This window comes from Burkholderia sp. BCC0097, assembly GCF_902832985.1.
Lineage (GTDB): Bacteria > Pseudomonadota > Gammaproteobacteria > Burkholderiales > Burkholderiaceae > Burkholderia > Burkholderia orbicola.
Genome location: NZ_CADFDM010000011.1, coordinates 175985 through 195539, shown reverse-complemented (window position 1 = coordinate 195539; position 19555 = coordinate 175985). Strand labels below are relative to the sequence as shown.

At 67.9% G+C, this 19555-nt stretch carries 15 protein-coding genes; 3 read left to right on the top strand and 12 right to left on the bottom strand.

Annotation, left to right across the window (positions count from 1 at the left end):
• Positions 1–126 precede the first annotated feature (126 nt).
• From HWX07_RS31450 to HWX07_RS31440, 3 genes are read right to left on the bottom strand one after another with little or no spacing between them, the layout of a single operon-like run.
• Positions 127–1587 (bottom strand): efflux transporter outer membrane subunit, encoded by a 1461-nt coding sequence (locus HWX07_RS31450; RefSeq protein ID WP_175879057.1) that lies wholly within the window; start codon positions 1585–1587, stop codon positions 127–129.
• Complete coding sequence (locus tag HWX07_RS31445) at positions 1587–4727, bottom strand: multidrug efflux RND transporter permease subunit (RefSeq protein WP_175878956.1); 3141 nt, start codon at positions 4725–4727, stop codon at positions 1587–1589. Before HWX07_RS31445 ends, HWX07_RS31450 begins: the two co-directional genes overlap by 1 nt.
• 15 nt (positions 4728–4742) lie before the next feature.
• The gene (locus HWX07_RS31440; protein WP_175878955.1) at positions 4743–5945 is read right to left on the bottom strand and encodes a MexX/AxyX family multidrug efflux RND transporter periplasmic adaptor subunit; all 1203 of its coding nucleotides are present in this window, start codon (positions 5943–5945) and stop codon (positions 4743–4745) included.
• Positions 5946–6096: 151 nt separating this feature from the next.
• Between HWX07_RS31440 and HWX07_RS31435 the strand changes: the two genes are divergently transcribed.
• Together HWX07_RS31435 and HWX07_RS31430 are read left to right on the top strand one after the other, a co-directional pair.
• On the top strand, positions 6097–6759 hold the full coding sequence (locus tag HWX07_RS31435) for a TetR family transcriptional regulator (protein ID WP_175878954.1): 663 nt from the start codon (positions 6097–6099) through the stop codon (positions 6757–6759).
• 324 nt (positions 6760–7083) lie between these two features.
• Positions 7084–8349, top strand: a complete 1266-nt coding sequence (locus HWX07_RS31430) for a M23 family metallopeptidase (protein WP_175878953.1) — start codon at positions 7084–7086, stop codon at positions 8347–8349.
• A gap of 162 nt (positions 8350–8511) precedes the next feature.
• On the opposite strand, the gene HWX07_RS31425 is transcribed toward HWX07_RS31430, so the two are convergent.
• The 8 genes from HWX07_RS31425 to HWX07_RS31390 form a co-directional block, all read right to left on the bottom strand.
• The gene (locus HWX07_RS31425; protein WP_027811290.1) at positions 8512–9237 is read right to left on the bottom strand and encodes an amino acid ABC transporter permease; all 726 of its coding nucleotides are present in this window, start codon (positions 9235–9237) and stop codon (positions 8512–8514) included.
• Positions 9238–9239: 2 nt separating this feature from the next.
• Positions 9240–9962, bottom strand: a complete 723-nt coding sequence (locus HWX07_RS31420; RefSeq protein ID WP_175878952.1) for an amino acid ABC transporter permease — start codon at positions 9960–9962, stop codon at positions 9240–9242.
• Between the two features lie 94 nt (positions 9963–10056).
• The gene (locus tag HWX07_RS31415) at positions 10057–10872 is read right to left on the bottom strand and encodes an ABC transporter substrate-binding protein (RefSeq protein ID WP_006499101.1); all 816 of its coding nucleotides are present in this window, start codon (positions 10870–10872) and stop codon (positions 10057–10059) included.
• Positions 10873–11202: 330 nt separating this feature from the next.
• Complete coding sequence (locus HWX07_RS31410) at positions 11203–12699, bottom strand: agmatine deiminase family protein (protein ID WP_175878951.1); 1497 nt, start codon at positions 12697–12699, stop codon at positions 11203–11205.
• A 151-nt stretch (positions 12700–12850) separates the two neighbouring features.
• Positions 12851–13963, bottom strand: coding sequence for an agmatine deiminase family protein (locus tag HWX07_RS31405; protein ID WP_175878950.1), 1113 nt, complete (start codon positions 13961–13963; stop codon positions 12851–12853).
• Between the two features lie 50 nt (positions 13964–14013).
• Positions 14014–15126 carry a polyamine ABC transporter substrate-binding protein gene (locus HWX07_RS31400; RefSeq protein WP_175878949.1) on the bottom strand — a complete coding sequence of 371 codons (1113 nt, stop codon included), beginning with the start codon at positions 15124–15126 and terminating at the stop codon, positions 14014–14016.
• A 10-nt stretch (positions 15127–15136) separates the two neighbouring features.
• The gene (gene aguB / locus HWX07_RS31395; RefSeq protein WP_175878948.1) at positions 15137–16051 is read right to left on the bottom strand and encodes an N-carbamoylputrescine amidase; all 915 of its coding nucleotides are present in this window, start codon (positions 16049–16051) and stop codon (positions 15137–15139) included.
• 51 nt (positions 16052–16102) lie between these two features.
• Complete coding sequence (locus tag HWX07_RS31390) at positions 16103–17140, bottom strand: agmatine deiminase family protein (RefSeq protein ID WP_175878947.1); 1038 nt, start codon at positions 17138–17140, stop codon at positions 16103–16105.
• Positions 17141–17242: 102 nt separating this feature from the next.
• On the opposite strand from HWX07_RS31390, the gene HWX07_RS31385 reads away from it, so the two are divergent.
• On the top strand, positions 17243–18154 hold the full coding sequence (locus HWX07_RS31385; protein WP_175878946.1) for a LysR family transcriptional regulator: 912 nt from the start codon (positions 17243–17245) through the stop codon (positions 18152–18154).
• Between the two features lie 76 nt (positions 18155–18230).
• On the opposite strand, the gene HWX07_RS31380 is transcribed toward HWX07_RS31385, so the two are convergent.
• Positions 18231–19535, bottom strand: coding sequence for an MFS family transporter (locus tag HWX07_RS31380; protein ID WP_175878945.1), 1305 nt, complete (start codon positions 19533–19535; stop codon positions 18231–18233).
• Between the last annotated feature and the right edge of the window lie 20 nt (positions 19536–19555).

Below are 19555 nucleotides of genomic sequence, written 5' to 3'. Positions count from 1 at the left end.
GAAGCGCCGATGACGACCGGCGGTACGGCGGGCAGCATGCCCTGTCGAAGCGGCGGCCGCACGTCGACGCGCGCGACCGCCGTCATGCCACCCGACACGCTGCGGCGTCGGGCGACGAATCGCCCATCACGCGGAAGCCGCGGCCTCCGCCGTGGCCGGCGCCCAGCCGCCGCCGAGCGCGCGATACAGCGCGATCGCGTTCGCGAGCCTGAGCTGCCTGAGCCGGATCAGTTCCTGCCCCGACTCGTACGTGCTGCGCTGCGCGTCGAGCAGTTCGAGATAGGTCGCGACACCGCCCGCATAGCGACGCTCCGCGAGCTTCAGCCGCGCGCCGTCCGCCGCATACACGTCCTGCTGCGCGGCCAGCTGCCGGTCGATCCAGTCGCGCGCGGCGAACGCATCGGCCACTTCGCGAAACGCGGTCTGCACCGCTTTTTCGTATTCGGCGACCGCGATGTCCTTGCGCGCGTGCGCGACGTCTAAGTTCGCGCGATTGCGTCCGCCCGCGAAGATCGGCAGCGTGATGCGCGGCGCGAACGTCCATACGCTGGTGCCGCCCGCGAACAGGTTCGAGAACGCGTCGCTCACCGAGCCGTAGTCGGTCGTCAGCGCGATGCGCGGGAAGAACGCCGCGCGCGCCGCGCCGATGTTCGCGTTCGCGGCCTTCAGCCGCCCCTCGGCCTGCCGGATGTCCGGCCGCCGTTCGAGCAATTGGCTCGGCGCACCCGGCGCCACGGGCGCGATCGACAGCGTGTCGAGCGCGGTCGCGTCGTCGGGCACGTTGCGCGCGAAATCGCCCGCCAGCAGTTGTAGCGCGCGGACGGCCTGCGCATGCTCGCGCTGCAGCCCGGCCTGCGACGCACGTGCAGACGCCACCAGCATCTCGGCCGAGCGCAGCTCGATCGCGTCGCTCGTGCCGGCGGCATAGCGACGTTGCGTGAGCGCGGCCATCCGCTCGCGCGCATCGAGCGTGCGCTGGGCGAGCGCCAGTTGCGCGTGCAACGATCGTTCGGAAACATACGCGCCCGCCACTTCGGCGATCACGCCGATGCGAACCGTGCGCTGCGCGTCGGCTGTCGCGAAATAGTCGGCGAGCGCCGCGTCGGACAGGTTGCGCACGCGGCCGAACAGGTCGAGCTCGTACGCACTGACGCCGACGCCCGCGCGATACAGCCCGCTGATCGCACTTTCGCGCACGACCGGGTCGTACTGGCGCGCGCGCTCATAGCCGAGATTCGCATCGACCGACGGCATCCGGTCCGCGCGCTGCACGCCGTACAGCGCACGTGCCTCCTCGAGCCGGCCAGCGGCGATCCGCAGGTCGCGGTTGTTCGCGAGCGCCGCGTCGATCCACGCCTGCAGCACCGGATCGGTGAAATACGCATGCCAGTCGTCGAGCAGCGCGGCATCCTGCGCGGTGGCCGGTTCGAGAGCCGGCGTCGTGCGGCCGTCGACCGGCGCATAGGTCGCCGGCACCGGCGCGGCCGGACGCTCGTAACGCGGCGCGAGCGAACACCCGGCAAGCGCGAGCGCGGCGGCCAGCGCGAGCGGTGCCCGCAGCGCGCCGCGTGCATTCAGCGCAAACATCATGGTTGCGACCCCTCCATCGTCGTCGGCTGCGCCCCGCCGCGCCGGCGTGGGCCGACGTCGAACAGGCGGCCGACGATCACGAAAAACAGCGGGACGAGAAACACCGCGAGCACGGTGGCCGTGATCACGCCGCCGAGCACGCCGGTGCCGATCGCCATCTGCGCGCCGGACGCGGCGCCCGACGCGAACGCGAGCGGCAGCACGCCGACGCCGAACGCGAGCGACGTCATCACGATCGGCCGCAGCCGCAGGCGCGCGGCCTCGAGCGCGGCGTCGACGAGCGACATGCGTTGCGCGACGAGGTCCTTAGCGACCTCGACGATCAGGATCGCGTTCTTCGCGGACAGCCCGATCGTCGCGATCAGTCCCACCTTGAAATAGATGTCGTTCGGCATCATCCGCAGCGTCACGCCGAGCACCGCGCCGATCACGCCGAGCGGGACGACCAGCATCACCGCGAACGGAATCGACCAGCTCTCGTAGAGCGCCGCGAGCGCGAGGAACACGACGAGCACCGACAGCGCGAACAGCATCGGCGCCTGCGCGCCCGACAGCCGCTCCTCGAACGACTGCCCCGACCACGCATAGCCGATGCCGGCCGGCAGCTTCGCGGCGATCCGCTCGATCGCGCTCATCGCCTCGCCGCTGCTGTGGCCCGCCGCGGCCGAGCCGTTGATCGTGAACGACGGATAGCCGTTGTAACGCGTGAGCTGCGGCGGCCCGAGCGTCCAGTGCAGCGTCGTGAACGCCGCGAGCGGCACCATCTCGCCGCGCGCGTTGCGCACGCGCAGCTTCTTCACGTCGTCCGGATCGAGCCGGTGCCGACCGTCGGCCTGCACCATCACGCGCCGCACCTGCGTGCCGTGCATGAAGTCGCCGATATAGTCGGAGCCGAACATCACCGCAAGCGTCGTGTTGATCTCGTCCATCGACACGCCGAGCGCGGACGCCTTCGCGCGATCGATGTCGAGCTTCAGTTGCGGCGCGTCCTGCGTGCCCGCGAACATCAGGTCGGTGAGCGCGCGATCCTTGCCGCCCGCCGCGAGCAGTTGCTCGCGCGCGGCGCTGAACGTCGCGTAGTCCAGCCCCCCGCGGTTCTGCAGCCGGAAGTCGAAGCCGCTCGACGAACCGAGATCGGGCAGCGCCGGCGAGTTCATCGCGAACACCGTCGTGTTCGGCGTGCCCGCAAAGCGTTCGTTGATGCGCGCGACGATCGACTGCACGTGATCGCGCGCGGCCTTGCGTTCCTTCCAGTTCTTCAGCGTGACGAAGATCATCCCGCCGTTCGGCCCTTCGCCGTACAGGTTGAAGCCGCCGAGCGCATACGTGTAGGCGGTCGGCTCATCGCGGCGGATGGCCGACTCGACCGCGCGCACGCTCTGCATCGTCTCCGCGAGCGGCGTGCCTTGCGGGCGGATCACCATCACCATGAAGTTGCCCTGGTCCTCGTCCGGCAGGAACGCGGTCGGCAGCTGCGTGAGCATCAGCGCGGCCGCCGCGGTCAGCGCGCCGTACACGACGAGCCAGCGCACCGGCTTCTTCAGCATCGCGCCGACCCGCGTCGCGTAGCGCTGCGTCGCCCGCGCGACGAAGCGGTTGAACCAGCCGAAGAAGCCGCGCTTCTCGTGATGGTCGCCCGATACCGGCTTGAGCAGCGTCGCGCACAGCGCGGGCGTCAGCGACAGCGCGAGGAACGCCGAGAAGCCGATCGACACCGCGAGCGACAGCGCGAACTGCCGGTAGATGTTGCCCACCGCGCCGCCAAAGAACGCCATCGGCACGAACACCGACGTCAGCACCACGGTGATCCCGACGATCGCGCCGCTGATCTGCCGCATCGCCTTGACGGTCGCGTCGTAGGGCGCGAGCCCCTCCTCGACCATCAGCCGCTCGACGTTCTCGACGACGACGATCGCGTCGTCGACGAGGATGCCGATCGCGAGCACCATGCCGAACATCGTCAGCACGTTGATCGAGAAGCCGGCCGCGTACATCACGCCGAACGTGCCCGCGAGCGCGACCGGCACGACGAGCGTCGGAATCAGCGTCGCGCGCAGGTTCTGCATGAACAGGAACATCACGAGGAACACCAGCACGCCGGCCTCGATCAGCGTCGTGACGACCTTGTTCATCGACACGCGCACGAACGACGACGTCTCGTACGGGATCTGGTATTTCACGCCGGGCGGGAAGTACCTGGCCAGCTCGTCCATCGTCGCGCGCACGCGCTTTTCGGTGGACACCGCGTTCGAGCCTGGCGCGAGCTTGATGCCCATCCCGGTCGCGACCTTGCCGTTCACGTACGACGGATAGTTGTAGTCGTTGCCGCCGAACTCGATGCGCGCGACGTCGCGCAGGAACAGCGCGGAACCGTCGGGTTGCGCACGCAGCGCGATCGCCCCGAAATCGGCCGGCGTCTTCAGCGGCGCGTCCGCGAACACCGTCGCCGCGATCGGCGCGCTGTCCGGCACCGCGCTGCGGCCGATGTCGCCGATCGTCACGCGCGCGTTGTGCGCACGCACGGCCGATGCGATGTCCGACGCGGTGAGGCCGTGCCCGGCCAGCTTCACCGGGTCGGGCCAGATCCGCATCGCGTATTCGGCGCCCCAGAACTGCACCTTGCCGACACCCTCGACGCGGCGCAGCGCCTGCACCACGTTCGCCGACGCGTATTCGCCGAGTTGCACGTCGGTCATCCGGCCATCGTCGGAGGTCAGCGACACGACGAGCTGGATGTTGTCGGCGGCCTTCTCGACCTGGATGCCGTCGCGGCGCACCGGCTCGGGCAGGCGCGCATCGACCGTCTTCAGCCGGTTCTGCACTTCGACGGCCGCGAGATCGGCGTTCACGCCCTGCTTGAACGTCAGGTACAGCGACGCGGCCCCCGCGCTGCTCGTCGCGGACGTATACAGCAGCCCCGGCGCGCCGTTCATCTCGCGCTCGATCAGCGCGGTCACCGATTCCTCGACGACTTGCGCGGACGCGCCCGGATACGTCGCATAGATGCTGACGACGGGCGGCGCGATGTCCGGGTACTGCGCGACGGGCAGCGCGCGGATCGCGAACAGGCCGCCCAGCATGATGAAGATGGCGATCACCCACGCGAAGACGGGGCGATCGATGAAGAAACGTGCCATGTTGGTTTGAACCGGTCAGGTTTGACGGGCGGCCGCCTGCGAAGCGGCCGCTGCCGGCGCCGCCTTCGACGGCGGCGCCTTCTCGACGGGCTTGACCGCCGTATCGGGCGCGAACCGCGCAACGTCGTCGACGATCACGCGCTCGCCGCCCGCGAGGCCGCGCGTGATGCGCCATTCACGGCCGCTCATCTGGTCGGCCGTGACCTCGACGTCCTTGACCTTGCCGTTCGCGCCGACGACCCGCACCGACGTGCGGTCGGCCGTGCGCAGCAGCGCGTCGCGCGGCACCAGGATCGCCCGCTGGTCGACCGCCGTGTCGAGCGCGATCCGCACGTACGCGCCCGGCAGCAGCTCGCGCTCCGGATTCGGGAACAGCGCGCGCATCGCGACGGTATCGGTGGTCGGATCGACCGCGAGATCGCTGAACAGCAGCTTGCCCTTCAGCGGATACGCGGTGCCGTCGGCGCGCAGCAGCGTCACCGCGACGTCGTGCTGCGCGATGCCCGTCGCGCGCCCGCTCTTCACCGCGCGACGCAAGGCGTCGACATCGGCGGCCGGCTGCGAGAAGTTCACGTAGATCGGATCGAGCTGCTCGACGGTCGTGAGCGGCGTCGCCTGGTCCTGGCCGACGAGCGCGCCCTCGGTCACGAGCGCGCGCCGTGCGCGGCCCGCGATCGGCGCGGTGACGGTCGCGTAGTCGAGCTGCAACTGCGCGCGCGCGAGTTCGGCCTTCGCGGATGCCACCTCGGCCTTCGCCTGCGTATCGGCCGCGACGGCCTCCGTATGGTCGCGCTCGCTCACCGCGCGGTCGCGCACGAGATCGTCGTAACGGCGGCGCTTGTCGGTCGCCGCGAGCGCGGCGGCCTGCGCCTTCGCGAGCGCGCCCTGCGCGGCGTCGCGTGCGGCCTTCAGCGGCGCGGGATCGATGCGGAACAGCACCGCGCCCTGCTTCACTTCCTGGCCTTCCTCGTAGGTCCGTGCGGTGACGATGCCCGCGACCCGCGCGCGGACTTCCGCTTGCCGGTACGCGTCGAGCCGGCCCGGCAATTCGACGGTCATCGGCACGGCCGTCGGGCGCACCGTCACGACGGTCGCCTGCTTCGCGGTCTCCGGCGCGGCATCCTTGTCGCCCTTTCCGCATCCGGCCACGGCCAGCACGGCCGCGAGCGCGAACGGCGCCAGCCGCATGCGGCGCCACAGGGTGCGTTTGTTATTCATGTTCTGACCTCGGATCATTCGCCGCCGATACAATGCGGCGGCTCAGGGTGGCCGATTATAATCAGTCACGACTGATTAAATACATGCCGTTTCAATCCGGCTGACACACTGTCTCAATAAAACGACAGCGAACTGTAAGGAATTTCACGACATGGCCCGCAAGACCCGGGAAGAATCGCTCGCCATCAAGCACCGGATCCTCGACGCCGCCGAGCTCGTGCTGCTCGAAAGAGGTGTCGCGCAAACCGCGATGGCGGACCTCGCCGAGGCCGCCGGGATGTCGCGGGGCGCCGTCTACGGCCACTACCGCAACAAGATGGAAGTGTGTCTGGCGATGTGCGACCGCGCGTTCGCGCGCACGTCGGAAGGTTTCGACGCGGGCGACGGCCTGCCGCCGTTCGCGACGCTGCGGCGTGCCGCGTCGCACTATCTGCAGGAATGTGGAGAGCCAGGGCCGATGCAGCGCGTGCTGGTGATTCTCTATACGAAGTGCGAGCAAAGCGAGGAAAACGGCGCGCTGCAGCGGCGCCGCATGCTGCTCGAGCTGCAGATGCTGCGGATCACGAAGGCGCTGCTGCGTCGCGCGATCGCCGCCGGCGAACTCGCGGTCGATCTCGACGTGCACCTGGCCGCCGTCTATCTCGTGTCGCTGCTCGAAGGCGTGTTCGCGTCGATGATCTGGACCAACCGGCTGCGCGGCAACCTGTGGAACGACGCCGAGGCGATGCTCGACGCCGGCTTCGACGCCGTGCGCACCTCCGCCGCGCTGCGCGGACGCGCGCAAAAATTGCCGGACCGACCAAAATCGTCGTAACAAATTCTGATTTAACCCGACTTACCGCACTGCGAAACGAACCAGCTGACCCTCTTTAAAATTTTTAACGTTTTGCGGAACACCGGTAGACTGACGCTGTCATCTTTCTTTAGCGTCTTCGTGATAACCGGGTTCGACCCGGCATGCACGCCGCCGTTCGAAGCGGGCACTGCCCCGCAGGTTGGGTCGAACGGAAACGACACAGGCCCCTGGCGGGGCCTGTTTTGTTGCACGCCCGCCGCCCGCCCCGTCGCCGTTCGACGGATGTGCCGTCGGCGGCCCCCGCCCACACCCCTTTGAACCGCTTTCCTGGATGTGGACACCTTGGTCAAGTCCGTCGCAACCCCTGATGCCGTCGCGCCCGGTCGCGCGCAGCGCGCCGTGCGCGCGCTCGTGCCGGCCGCCGTGCTCGGCGCCCTCGCCGCATTCGGTCTCGCCGCCGCGCTGCCGGCCGTGTCGCAACTGCCGGGCGCCGTCGATTCGGGCACGGCCGCGCTGCCGCAGCGCGTGCTGTCCGATACACCGTTTCCCACCGCGCAGCATTTCGTGACGAGCGAGCTCGCCCGCACGATCGGCGAGCGCAACGAACACCTCGATCGCAATGACCGCAGCGTGCAGCCGGGCCTGTTCGCGCCGCTCAGCGCGCATCGCAACGACATGCTCGGTTACGCGAGCCTGTTTCAGTTCGCATCGCCCGACCACCGGCAAGGCATGCGCGCGGGCGACATCGAACTCACGCTGTCCGATACGTTGAACCGTCTCGACGTGCCGCCCGAAGTGCGCATCCAGCTCGGCGATCTCGTCACCGGCAAGGTCGCGATGCGCGCGAGTGCGCAGCGCGGCGACTACTACCGCGTCGCGTTCGACACGAACGACGGCACGCCTCGCCTCACCGCGCTCGAGCTGCGCGTCGCCGGCCGCACGTTCGGCGCGATCTGGTTCCGCGCGCCGGGCGCCGAGCACGGTGCGTACTACACGCTCGACGGCTCGCCGCTCGAAGCCGCCGCGTTCACGATGCCGGTCAAGTGGACGCGCATCAGTTCATTCTTCGGCGAGCGCATCCATCCGCTGTCGCAGGCGATGGCGTTCCATACGGGCGTCGATCTCGCCGCGCCCAGCGGCACGCCGGTCGATGCGGCGGCCGACGGCGTCGTGTCGTTCGTCGGCACCGATCCGGGCGGCTATGGGCGCTATGTGATCGTCGATCATGCGGATGGCTATTCGACCTACTACGCGCACCTGTCCGCGTTCGCTCGCGGGCTCAAGACCGGCGAAACGGTGAAGCAGGGGCAACGTATCGGCTCGGTCGGGATGACGGGCGCGGCGACCGGCCCGCACCTGCATTTCGAGGTGCGGGTCGCGAACGATCCGGTCGACCCGCTCGTCACGCTGGCCAGCGCGCAGACGGCGCTGTCGGACATGCAGCTCACCGCGTTCCGCCAGGAAGCCGCGCAATGGCGCTTACGCCTCGCGTCGATCAGCACGACGCCGTTCGCGTTCGCGCAGAATGACGGCCCGCTGTGGGGCGATTTCGCGACCGGCCCGTCGACGCTGCGTGCGGTGTTCGATACGCACTACAGCGCGTCCTGACGCTGACGTACTGAAACGTCCGGGCACCTCGGCCTCATCGGCACCACCGCGCGCGTCGCCGCCCGAATAACGGCGACGCGACCCGCTGCGGATGGTCGCACATCATCCATCTTCATCACCGAAAGCGCGCGCACGCATTGCACGCGGCTCGCCGGCCCGCCGTTACCGCGCGGGTTCCGTGCGTTCGGCCGTCGCCTGCGCCGCACGTTGCGTGCGCGGCCCCCGCGACAGCAGCCAACGCGCCCCTCCATCGAGCGACGTGCACAGCACCAGATAGATCAGCGCGACGAACAGGAAGATCGGCGCCGGATACACCATCAGCCGGTTGTTCACCTGCGTCGCGACGAACGACAGTTCCGGCACGCCGACGATATACGCGAGCGACGTGTCCTTCACGAGCGCGACCCACTGGTTGACGAACGACGGCGTCATGATCCGGATCGCCTGCGGCAGCAGCACGTAGCGCACCGTCTGCCAGCGCGTGAGCCCGAGCGACAGCCCGGCCTGCCATTGCCCATCCCCCGCCGCGACGATCCCTGCGTGCACCGCATGCGCGAGATACGCGCCGCCGATCAGCGCCAGCGCGCACACGACCGTCGCGAGCCCCGGCACATCCATGTGCAGCAGCACGGGCATCAGGAAATACGTCCAGAAGATCAGCATCAGCACCGGAATCGCGCGAAAGAAGCCGATGAACGCGAGCAGCAGCACGCGCGCCGGGCCGCGCGCCAGCGCCATCGCGACGCCGAGCGCCACGCCGAGCACGGCCGACGCGATCGCGGATGCAAGCGCCAGCACCAGCGACAGCGCGGCGCCGCCGAGCGGGCCGTCCGGAAACGCGCCGACGAGCAGGTACGGCAGGTTCGAAAGCAGCAGCGAAAGGTCCATCGTCAGCGCCCCGCTCCGAGCCGGTCGCGCCATTGCGTGGCCGCATACGCACCGGCCTCGATCGCGGCCACCGCCGCGATGTACAGCAGGGTCGCGACGCCGAACGCGGCGAAGGTCTGGAACGTCTCCGTCTCGACCTGCCGCGATGCATACGACAACTCGGCCACGCCGATCGCCATCGCGAGCGACGAGTTCTTCACGAGATTCATGTATTGGCCGAACAGCGGCGGCAGCGCGATACGCACGGCCTGCGGCAGTACCACGTAGCGCAGCGACTGCATCGGCGTGAGGCCGAGCGCGGCCGCCGCATCGTGTTGCGCGCGCCGCACGCCGCGCAGGCCGGCTTCGCATTCCTCGGCGACGAAGGCGGCCGTATAGGCGCTCAAGCCGACCCAGCCCGCCACGAATTCGAACGACGGCCATGCAAGCGCGACCGGGCCCACGCTCACCGCATGGCGCGCATTGAGCCACGCGATCCATGTTTCGGGCAGCAACGACGCGACGCCGAAATACCAGAACAGCAACTGCACGAGCAGCGGCGTATTGCGAAACGCGACGACGTACGCGGCGGCTGCCGTGCGCGGCGCCCGGCCGCGCGCATGCCGCATCACGGCGAGCAGCAGCCCGCCGACGGTCGCGGCGACGGCCGACGCGGCCGCGAGACCGAGTGTCAGCAGGAAGCCCTGCCAGAGCCAGGACAGATATTTGGGAGCCAACCCGAGCATGCTGGGGAGCGCGCACGACGCGCGCGGTCGGATGAAAACGAAAAGCGCCGCGCGGCCGAGGTTCCGGCCAAGCGCGGCGCGCGTGCGGCAGCGATCAGGTCTTGTCGCCGATCCGGAAAATGCGCGTGAGCGGCGTTTTCGTCGTCGGCCCGAACCATGCGTCGTAGATCTGCGTCGCGCGGCCGTTCGCCTCGAGCCCCTTCAACGTGTCGTTGACGAAGCCGAGCAGGCGCGTCTCGCCCTTCGGCACGCCGACGCCCATGTAGTCGTTCGAGATCGTGAACGCCGGGATCTCGTAGTTCTGCTTGTCGGGCACGTTCGCGAGCAGGCCGATCAGCTTCGGGCCGTCCTGCGTGATGGCCTGCACGTTGCCGGCGCGCAGCGCGGCGAACGCGAACGGCGTGTCGTCGTACGCGACGATCGTCGCCTTCGGGAATTTCTCGCGCAGCGTGATCTCGTTGGTCGTGCCCTTGTCCGCACCGACGCGCAGGCCGTTCAGCTGGTCGGCCGATTTCAGCACGCCCTTCTTCGCGAGAAACTGCTGGCCCGACGAGAAATACGGGATGCTGAAGTCGACCTGCTTCGCGCGCTCGTCGGTGATCGTGAAGTTAGCGAGCACGAGGTCGACCTTGCCGGACGTCAGGAACGGGATGCGGTTCGCGGGGTTGGTCGGTTGCAACTGCAGCTTCACGCCGAGCTTGTCGGCGAGCGCCTTCGCGTAGTCCACGTCGAGACCGACGATGTGGTTGCTTTTTGCATCGACGTAACCGAATGGCGGGTTGCTGTCGAACGTCGCGACGCGCAGCACGCCGGCCTTCTTGATGTCGTCGAGACGGTCCGCATGGGCGACGGTGCCTGCGGTAACGAGCGCGACCCCGATGAGCCACGTAGCGAGCGTGTTGATTTTCATGAGCACGACCTGTTTGTTATGAAGGCCGCCGCGGATCGCGCGGCGGCCCGGTTCGATGAACATCGCGACGGAGTGTGGCGTCGCGAAGCCGCTAACGTATCAGCGCGTGCGGCGAATCCGAACCAACAAATGGTGCTTTGCTCTGCGGGTTTAGTGATGAGGCAGGCGGGCTGCAGGCGCGCGTTGCCGCCGCGCGAAAAAAGACGCCCGCTGCAAGCAGCGGGCGCGAATCCCAGTCAAGGAGGTGTCACACGAACTACGCAGTCAGATTAAGGAAATCGCCCGCCATGGACAACGAATCGATTTCCATATCGATATGACGCGGCGCGCTCAGGCCGGCACTTCGCGGGTCGAACAGTGGATGCCGCCGCCGCCCGACGCGATGCCGAGGATGTCGACCTGCACGATCGCACGGTCCGCCGCATACGGCCGGATCGCGGCGACCGCCGCCGCGTCGGCTGCAGCGTCGTTGAACTTCGGCATGACGATCGCGCCGTTGCACGTGTAGAAGTTGATGTAGCCGGCCGCGAAATGCGACATCTGCCGGTCGTTCAGCGTCGTGCCCGCCGACGTGCCGAAGTTGACCGGCGGCACGAGCTCGACGATCCTCAGCGGCCGGCCGTTCGCATCGGTCTGGCCAGCCAGGCGCTGCCGGTGGACGGCCGTCAACGCGCGTTCGCCGGTCGAATTCGACGCGTCGTAACAGCACGCGACCACACCGGGTGCAAGAAAGCGCGCATAGAAGTCGACGTGGCCGTTCGTGATGTCGCTCTCGCCGGCCGGCGTCGACGCACCGCCCGCGCCACCTGCGCCGCTGCCGCGCGGATAGGTCGCCGTGCCGGGCAGCCAGATGATCTTCCGCACACCGAGCGTGCGCTGCAGCTCCGCGAGCACGGTGTCGCGCGCCGTCGGCAGCAGCATCGCGTTGGCGATTGCGCCGTTCGGGATCTCGAACAGTTGCGGGTTCCGGTTCACGTGCAGCACGGCCGACTCGGTGAGAATCGCCGTCGCTTCGCCATCGAATTCGATCGCGCCGCCTTCGAGCGTCAACGTGCTGCGGACCAGGTTCGCACCTTTCGTCTGCGCCATCCAGCCGGCCACCGTGCTGTCCTGGCCGAACGGCTGGAAGAACTTGCCGGCCTTCGACCGGTTGCTCGCGGGCGGGATCGTCGCCCCTGCACCCAGGCCGACGCCGTCGGTATTCGCGTTGCCCCATCCGTTGAAATTGAAGCTGACCGCGTTCAGCGCGTTGCCGTTCGCCGTGTCCCGGACGAACAGGCAGCCCGTGTCGCGGACCCAGAAATCGTTGAAACCGTCGGCGAGCGGCACGAGTGTGACGCCCCCCGTGCCAGCGGCGCGCGCCGCATAACGCGCATGCAGGTCGGGATTCGCGACGCTTGCCGTCGCGAGTAGCGCGCGGGCTGCGTCCAGATCGGCCGGCAACACCAGCATGTTCACCGGTTCCGTTGCGCCGATCGCCTTCGCGACGTCCATCAGGTCGGCCCGCACGCGATCGATGCCGGCGTCCGTGCTCTGCGGCGTGACGGGCGACCAGATGCCGTCCGCACCGGACGCGAACGCCATGTAAGTCGACACGTGCCGCGCATCTTCGGCCGGCAGCCGGTACACGGCCTGTCGCGCCGACGGCGTCGGCCGCGGCGCGGCAGCCGCGGCCGATGCATCGTCACCGCCGCCGCATGCGGCCAGGCTGCCCAGCAGCGGCATGCCGAGCCACGCGGCCGACAACCGAATTAATCCGCGTCGGCCGGGTTCCGGCATGTGCGGCGCGGGCTGGCCCGTGCTTGCAAGGGTTTCTTTTTTCGTCATGTATGCCACTCCATTGCGCAATCGACGCGCGTGCGTACGCACCGGGGTCCGTCCTTCCAGACGGATTCCGCGCGGTTTATCAGTAGTTCGAAGAGAATGGGTACGACCACGGCCCGACGGACCGGTCACGCGAACCAGTCCGTGGCCGTGCTCAGGCAGGCTGTTGTTGCGTGGTGCAGTGGATCCCGCCGCCGCCTGCGGCAATGCCGTCGATGTTCAGCTGAATGACTTCACGGCCGGGAAACAGGTCGACGAGCGTGTCGCGCGTATTGCGGTCGGCGCGGCTGTCGCCGAACTGCGGCGCGATCACCGCGCGATTGCACACGTAGAAGTTGATGTAGCCAGCCGCGAACTCCGCGTTCTCGTACGTATGCCGCACCGTCTTCGGCCCCGGCAGCACGACGACCTTCAACGGGCGCCCTTTCGCATCGGTGGCTTTGCGCAGGATCTCCAGATGCTGCCGCGTCACCGCGTGATCGTACGATGACGGGTCCGTGTCGAGCCCGGCCACCACGACGCCCGGACTCGTGAAGCGCGCGTAGAAATCGGTATGCCCGTCGGTGATGTCCTTGCCCGCGATGCCGGGCAGCCAGATGATCTTCTTCAACCCGAGCAGGCGGCTCAGCTCGGCCTCGCACTGCGCCTGGCCAACGCCCGGATTGCGGTTCGAGTTGAGCACGCAGCTGCGGGTGATGATCGCCGTGCCCTCGCCGTCCACCTCGATGCCGCCGCCTTCGAGCACCAGCCGCGTGTCGACCAGCCGGGCGCCCGCGCGCTCGGCAACGAACGGCGCGACTTCGGCATCCCGGTCATGTTCCTGCTTGTTGCCCCAGCCGTTGAAATTGAAGCTCACGCCGCCAAGCTGGCCGGACGCGTGCTTCACGAACACCGGCCCGGTATCGCGCATCCAGAGATCATCGACCGGATGCTGGACCAGCTCGACCGACGAACCGCACAACCGAGATGCGATCGCATAGTCCTCCTCCCGCACCAGCATCTTGAGCGGTTCGTGCGCGGCGATCGCCTTCGCGACGGCCGCGAGGTTCTCGCGCACGACCGGCAGCAGCCGCGCGCCCCAGATGTCCTCGCTCGGACCGAACGCCATCCACGTCGCCGTGTGCGGTGCGCCTTCGTCCGGCATGTGCCAGGTTGCGCCCTGCTGCGCATGCGCGGCGCGGCCGAACAAGCCGCCCAGCGCGCTGGCGGCCAGCGCCGCGCCGGATACGGACAAGCCGCGCTTCAACAGTTGACGTCGTGTGGTCATGGCATTCCTCATTCGCTTGCCGGTTACTTCAATGGTTTCGGGGTACGTCGTCACGGTCGCGCCGCCTTGAAGGCGAGCCACGTACGGCCTTCGAGCCGCATCACGGCCGGCGATTCGGCGATCGGCGTGAACAGTGCGCGTCGGGTCGCCGCGTCCGGATAGACGCCCGGATCGCGCACCAGCGCCGGGTCCATCAGCTTGAGCGCGGCCTGGTTCGCGTTCGCGTAGCGCGTTGCATTCGAGATCTTCGCGATCACGCCCGGACGCAGAATGTAGTCGATGAACGCGTGCGCGTTGTCCGGGTGCTTCGCGGAAGCCGGAATCGCCATCGCATCGAACCACATCAGGCTGCCGATGCGCGGGATGTCGTACGCGATATCGCGCTTCGGATCGCGCGCCTTCGCCTTCTGCGCGGCCAGGTTGATCGCGCCGGAGAAGCCGACCGTCACGCACAGCTCGCCGTCGATCAGCTCGTTGGCGTCGGACGAGCCGACGAACTGGCGGATGAACGGCCGGATCTTCATCAGCATCGCCTGCACGGCCGCGTAATCCTGCGCGGACGGATGCATCGGATCGCGGCCGATGTAGCGCAGCGCCAGCGGCAGCACCGTGCTCGCGGCGTCCTGCAGGCCCAGCCCGCATTTCGCCGCGATGCGCGCCGCGATCGCCGGATTGAACAGCAGATCGAGGCTGTCGGCCGGCATGTCCTTGCCGAGGATCGCGCTCACCTTCGCACGATCGTAGCCCACGCCCACGGTGCCCCACATGTACGGCACGCCGTACTGGTTGTCGGGATCGGATTGCGCCATCTGCTCAAGCAGCGACGGATCGAGATACTTCAGGTTCGGCAGCCGGCCCTTGTCGAGCTTGCGGTACACGCCGGCCTGGATCTGCCTGGCCATGAAATCGTTGGTCGGCCACACGAGATCGTAGCCGCTGTTGCCGGTCAGCAATTTCGACTGCAGCGTCTCGTCGCTGTCGTATGCGTCGTAGCGCACCTTGATGCCGGTTTCCTTCTCGAACGCGGACACCGTATCCGGCGCAAAGTAGTTGCTCCAGTTGTACAGGTTCAGCACCTTCTCTTCGCCGGCGCGGGCGGTACCGGCCAGCACGCACAACGCAAGTCCCGGCGCCGCGCAACGCAGCCATCCTTTCCGTTTCATCGCGGATTCCTTATTGATGACAGGACGACACGCCGTCGCTGGTCAGCAACGTGCGATACATCTCCGGGCGACGGTCTCGGAAGAAACCCCACGACTGCCGGTCGGCGCGGATCGCATCGAGGTCGAACGCATGCACGAGCACGGTTTCGTCGGTACGATTCGCCTCGGCCTGCTTCTCGCCGGTGTGATCCGCGATGAAGCTCGACCCGTAGAACACCCCGGTCAGCCCCTGCTGCCGCGGATTGCCGTTGCCGAAGCCGACTTCGCGGCCGATCCGGTTCGCCGCCACCACCGGCACCATGTTGGCCGCCGCATGGCCCTGCATCGTGCGCTGCCAGTGGCCGGCCGAATCGAACGCACTGCTGAACGGCTCCGAGCCGATGATCGTAGGAAAGCACAGGATCTCGGCACCCATCAACGCGAGACTGCGGGCCGTCTCCGGATACCACTGGTCCCAGCAGATGCCGATGCCGATCCGCCCGAAGCGCGTGTCCCACACCTTGAAGCCGGTGTCGCCCGGCGTGAAATAGAACTTCTCCGTATAGCCGGGGCCGTCCGGGATGTGCGTCTTGCGATAGACGCCGAGCACGCGCCCGTCGGCATCCGCCACCGCGATCGAGTTGTACGCGGCATTGCCCGCGCGCTCGAAGAAGCCGATCGGCAGCACGATGCCGAGTTCGCCGGCCAGCGCCGCGAAGCGGGCAATCTGCGCGTTGTCTTCGAACGGCTGCGCGAGTTCGAGATGACGCACGTTCTGGTCGAGACAGAAGTACGGCATCGCGAACAGTTCCGGGCACAGCACGAGATTCGCCCCCTGTGCGGCGGCCACGCGGATCAAACGCTCCGCGGTCGCCATGTTGTCTTCGAGATTCCAGCTGCCCGACGCCATCTGCACGGCGGCGACGGTGATGTGTTTGGACGGCATTGCGCTTGCTCCTGGGTGAGACGAGACGGGAAACCGCCGGTCGACCGCCGCTCAGTGCGCGACGGACGGCTGCTGCTGCGTCGAACAGTGGATGCTGCCGCCGCCGATCGACAGCGTCGGAATCGGCAGCATCTCGATCTGGCGCGCCGGAAACGCGCGACCGAATGCGTCGCGCGCGGCCGCGTCCTGCTCGACGCCGAACGCGGTCGCGATCACCGCGCCGTTCACCAGAATGTAGTTCGCGTAGCAATCGCAGTAGCGCTCGGAGCCGAAGCGTTCGCTGACGATCGGCGACGGCAGGTCGAGCAGCTCGAAACGGCGCCCCGCCGCATCGGTCGCGAGCTCCAGCGCGCGGCGGTTTTCGCGCATCACCCGGAAATAGTCGCCCTGCTCCGGCAGGGCGGTCTGGCACAGCAGCCGGCCCGGCGCGATGAACGACGCGATGCCGTCCACATGCCCGTTCGTCTCCACTTCGTCGGGGTTGCCCGGCAGCCACACGATCTTCTCGATGCCCAGCATGCGGCGCAGCTCCGCCTCGATCTCGGCGCGGCTCAGGTGCGGGTTGCGGTTCGGATGCAGCAGGCAGCTCTCGGTCGTGACCAGCGTGCCCTGTCCGTCGACGTAGAACGCGCCGCCCTCCAGCACCATGTGCGAATTGAAGATCTCCGCACCGGCCGCACGCGCGATGTCTTGCCCGGCCTGCTGGCAACCGTCGTACGGCTGATACTTCTCACCCCAGCAATTGAAGCGGAACACGGCCGCACCGAGCCCGTGCCGCTCGCTGACCAGGAAGATCGGCCCGCAATCGCGCAGCCAGTTGTCCTCGGCCGCGACCGGCAGCACGTCGACGCTCGCGCCCAGCAGCTCGCGCGCCGCGTCGGCCAGGCCGTGATGCACCGCCACCACGCAGCGCTGGTAACGCGCGATCGTCCGTGCGACCAGCGCGAACTCGCGGCAGACCTGCGCGTAATGCGCGCCCCACAAGTCCTCGCGATTGTCGAGCACCGGCCATCCGAGCCACGTGGCGTGCATGGATTCCCATTCGGCGGGCATCCGGTAGCCGCGCTGGCGAGCATCAAAGCGACCCATCGTTCCGACTCCGTTGTGATTGGATGGCCGATTGTGCGTCAGGTTAAACTTGATGAATATTGATATTTCTTGGCCGAATCAATCAATCTACTTCATACCTCGATGCAACGCGTTCCGTCCCTGAAACTACTGACCGGCTTCGAAGCCGCGGCCCGGCTGGGCAATTTCTCGCGCGCGGCCGACGAGCTGCACCTGTCGCAATCGGCGGTCAGCCATCAGATCCAGCAACTCGAGGCGCAACTCGGGCAGCCGCTGTTCCGCCGGCGCGGCCGCGGCGTCGAGCTGACGATCGCCGGCGAAGTCCTGCAGCGCAGCGTGCAGCGCGCGATGGACACGTTGCGCGGCGGGCTCGATCGCATCGCGACCTACCTGAACCCGGGGCTCGTCGTGCTGGTGTGTCCGGCCCCGTTGCTGCACGGTTGGCTGCAACCGCGCCTCGAGCAGTTGCAACAGGCGCTGCCGGACCTCTGCCCGCTGCTGTCGACCGACGAAACCGCGCGCTACGTCGACGAGATCGACGTCGACCTCACGATCGGCACGCGACCGCTGCTGCAGCCGGGCTTGCTCGATCTCCCGTTCATGCGCGACGAGTGGGTAACGGTGTGCGCGACGCCGCTGGCGGAGCAGCTCGGCCGCGTGCCGCGCGGCGAACACGCGCGGCACGCGGGGCTCATCTGCCTCGAGGCGAGCCTGACCGACGAGCGCATGGCGACGGTGTTTCGCGAGCAATTGTCGGCATTCCGGATGCATGCGATCTACGACGACCAGCGGCTCGTGCTGGACGCCGTGCTGCGCGGTCGCGGCATCGCATGCCTGCCGCGCCTCGTCGCGCAGGCGGGCCTCGACCAGCATGCGCTGACCGTTCTCGCCGACTACCCGCGCCTGCCCGGCACCACGTGGTGGCTGTCGCGCATGGAAGGTCCGTCGCGCTCGCCGATCGTCGAGCGAATGTTCGACTGGCTGGTCGAGCAAGGCCGGGAATCGGGCGCAATCGACCCGGCGGCGCCCGCGTAGTCGCCCGTCGCAAAAAAACGTCCCGCCAACCGGCGGGACGTTCGTCATGATGCGAGGGCGCGCAACACGCGGCCGATCACGGCTCGTGGCGCAGGTACCCTTCCTTGCTCGGATCGCGCATCCGCCACGACACGATCAACGAGATCGCGCACAGCACGGTCACGTACCAGTAGAACGTTTCCTCGCTGCCGATCGACTTGAACCACAGCGCGACGTACTCGGCCGAGCCGCCGAAGATCGCGTTCGCGACCGCATACGACAGACCCACGCCCATCGCGCGCACTTCCGGCGGGAACATCTCGGCCTTGATCAGGCCGCTGATCGACGTGTAGAAGCTGACGATCGCCAGCGCAACCGTGATCAGCACGAACGCGGCCACCGGGCTCGTCACGTCCTTCAGCGCATGCATCAGCGGCACCGTGCCGATCACCGCGAACGAACCGAACAGGATCATCGACGTGCGGCGGCCGATCTTGTCCGACAGCGCGCCGAACACCGGCTGCATCAGCATGTAGACGAGCAGCGCGACGGTCATCACGTTGCTGGCCGTCTTCGCGTGCATGCCGGCCGTGTTCACGAGGTACTTCTGCATGTACGTCGTGAACGTGTAGAAGATCAGCGAGCCGCCGGCCGTGAAGCCGACCACCGTGAAGAACGCGCCCTTGTGCTGCCACACGCCGCGGATCGTACCGGCGTCCTTCTTGTCGCGCGATGCGCTCGTCGACGTCTCGTCGAGCGATTTGCGCAGGTACAGCGAAATCAGCGCGGCCGCCGCGCCGACCACGAACGGAATGCGCCAGCCCCACGCTTTCAGCTCGCCGGCCGACAGCGTCTGCTGCAGGATCACGAGCACCAGCAGCGCGCACAGCTGGCCGCCGATCAGCGTCACGTACTGGAACGACGCGAAGAAGCCGCGACGGCCCTTCAGCGCCACTTCACTCATGTAGGTCGCGCTCGTCCCGTACTCGCCGCCCACCGACAGGCCCTGGAACAGGCGCGCGACCAGCAGCAGCGCCGGCGCGAGCGCACCGATCTGCGCGTAGGTCGGCAGCACCGCGATCACGAGCGACCCGCCGCACATCATCAGCACCGAGATCATCATCGCCGCGCGACGGCCGTGACGGTCGGCGATGCGGCCGAACAGCCAGCCGCCGATCGGACGCATCAGGAAGCCGGCCGCGAACACGCCGGCCGTGTTCAGCAGCTGCGTCGTCGTGTTGCCGCTCGGGAAGAATGCCGGCGCGAAGTACAGCGCGCAGAACGAATAGATGTAGAAGTCGAACCACTCGACGAGGTTGCCCGATGAGGCGCCGACGATGGCGAACACGCGCCGCCGGGTGTCTTGCGCGGACAGCGCAGCTTGGTCGGTCTGGACGTCCATGGGTTGGTCTATTCCTTTTA

Excerpts from the sequence above, each read along its gene's own strand:
- HWX07_RS31450 (WP_175879057.1), bottom strand. The coding sequence starts at position 1,587 with ATGTTTGCGCTGAATGCACGCGGCGCGCTGCGGGCACCGCTCGCGCTG.
- HWX07_RS31445 (WP_175878956.1), bottom strand. The coding sequence starts at position 4,727 with ATGGCACGTTTCTTCATCGATCGCCCCGTCTTCGCGTGGGTGATCGCC.
- HWX07_RS31440 (WP_175878955.1), bottom strand. The coding sequence starts at position 5,945 with ATGAATAACAAACGCACCCTGTGGCGCCGCATGCGGCTGGCGCCGTTC.
- HWX07_RS31435 (WP_175878954.1), top strand. The coding sequence starts at position 6,097 with ATGGCCCGCAAGACCCGGGAAGAATCGCTCGCCATCAAGCACCGGATC.
- HWX07_RS31425 (WP_027811290.1), bottom strand. The coding sequence starts at position 9,237 with ATGGACCTTTCGCTGCTGCTTTCGAACCTGCCGTACCTGCTCGTCGGC.
- HWX07_RS31420 (WP_175878952.1), bottom strand. The coding sequence starts at position 9,962 with ATGCTCGGGTTGGCTCCCAAATATCTGTCCTGGCTCTGGCAGGGCTTC.
- HWX07_RS31415 (WP_006499101.1), bottom strand. The coding sequence starts at position 10,872 with ATGAAAATCAACACGCTCGCTACGTGGCTCATCGGGGTCGCGCTCGTT.
- HWX07_RS31410 (WP_175878951.1), bottom strand. The coding sequence starts at position 12,699 with ATGACGAAAAAAGAAACCCTTGCAAGCACGGGCCAGCCCGCGCCGCAC.
- HWX07_RS31405 (WP_175878950.1), bottom strand. The coding sequence starts at position 13,963 with ATGACCACACGACGTCAACTGTTGAAGCGCGGCTTGTCCGTATCCGGC.
- HWX07_RS31400 (WP_175878949.1), bottom strand. The coding sequence starts at position 15,126 with ATGAAACGGAAAGGATGGCTGCGTTGCGCGGCGCCGGGACTTGCGTTG.
- aguB (WP_175878948.1), bottom strand. The coding sequence starts at position 16,051 with ATGCCGTCCAAACACATCACCGTCGCCGCCGTGCAGATGGCGTCGGGC.
- HWX07_RS31390 (WP_175878947.1), bottom strand. The coding sequence starts at position 17,140 with ATGGGTCGCTTTGATGCTCGCCAGCGCGGCTACCGGATGCCCGCCGAA.
- HWX07_RS31385 (WP_175878946.1), top strand. The coding sequence starts at position 17,243 with ATGCAACGCGTTCCGTCCCTGAAACTACTGACCGGCTTCGAAGCCGCG.
- HWX07_RS31380 (WP_175878945.1), bottom strand. The coding sequence starts at position 19,535 with ATGGACGTCCAGACCGACCAAGCTGCGCTGTCCGCGCAAGACACCCGG.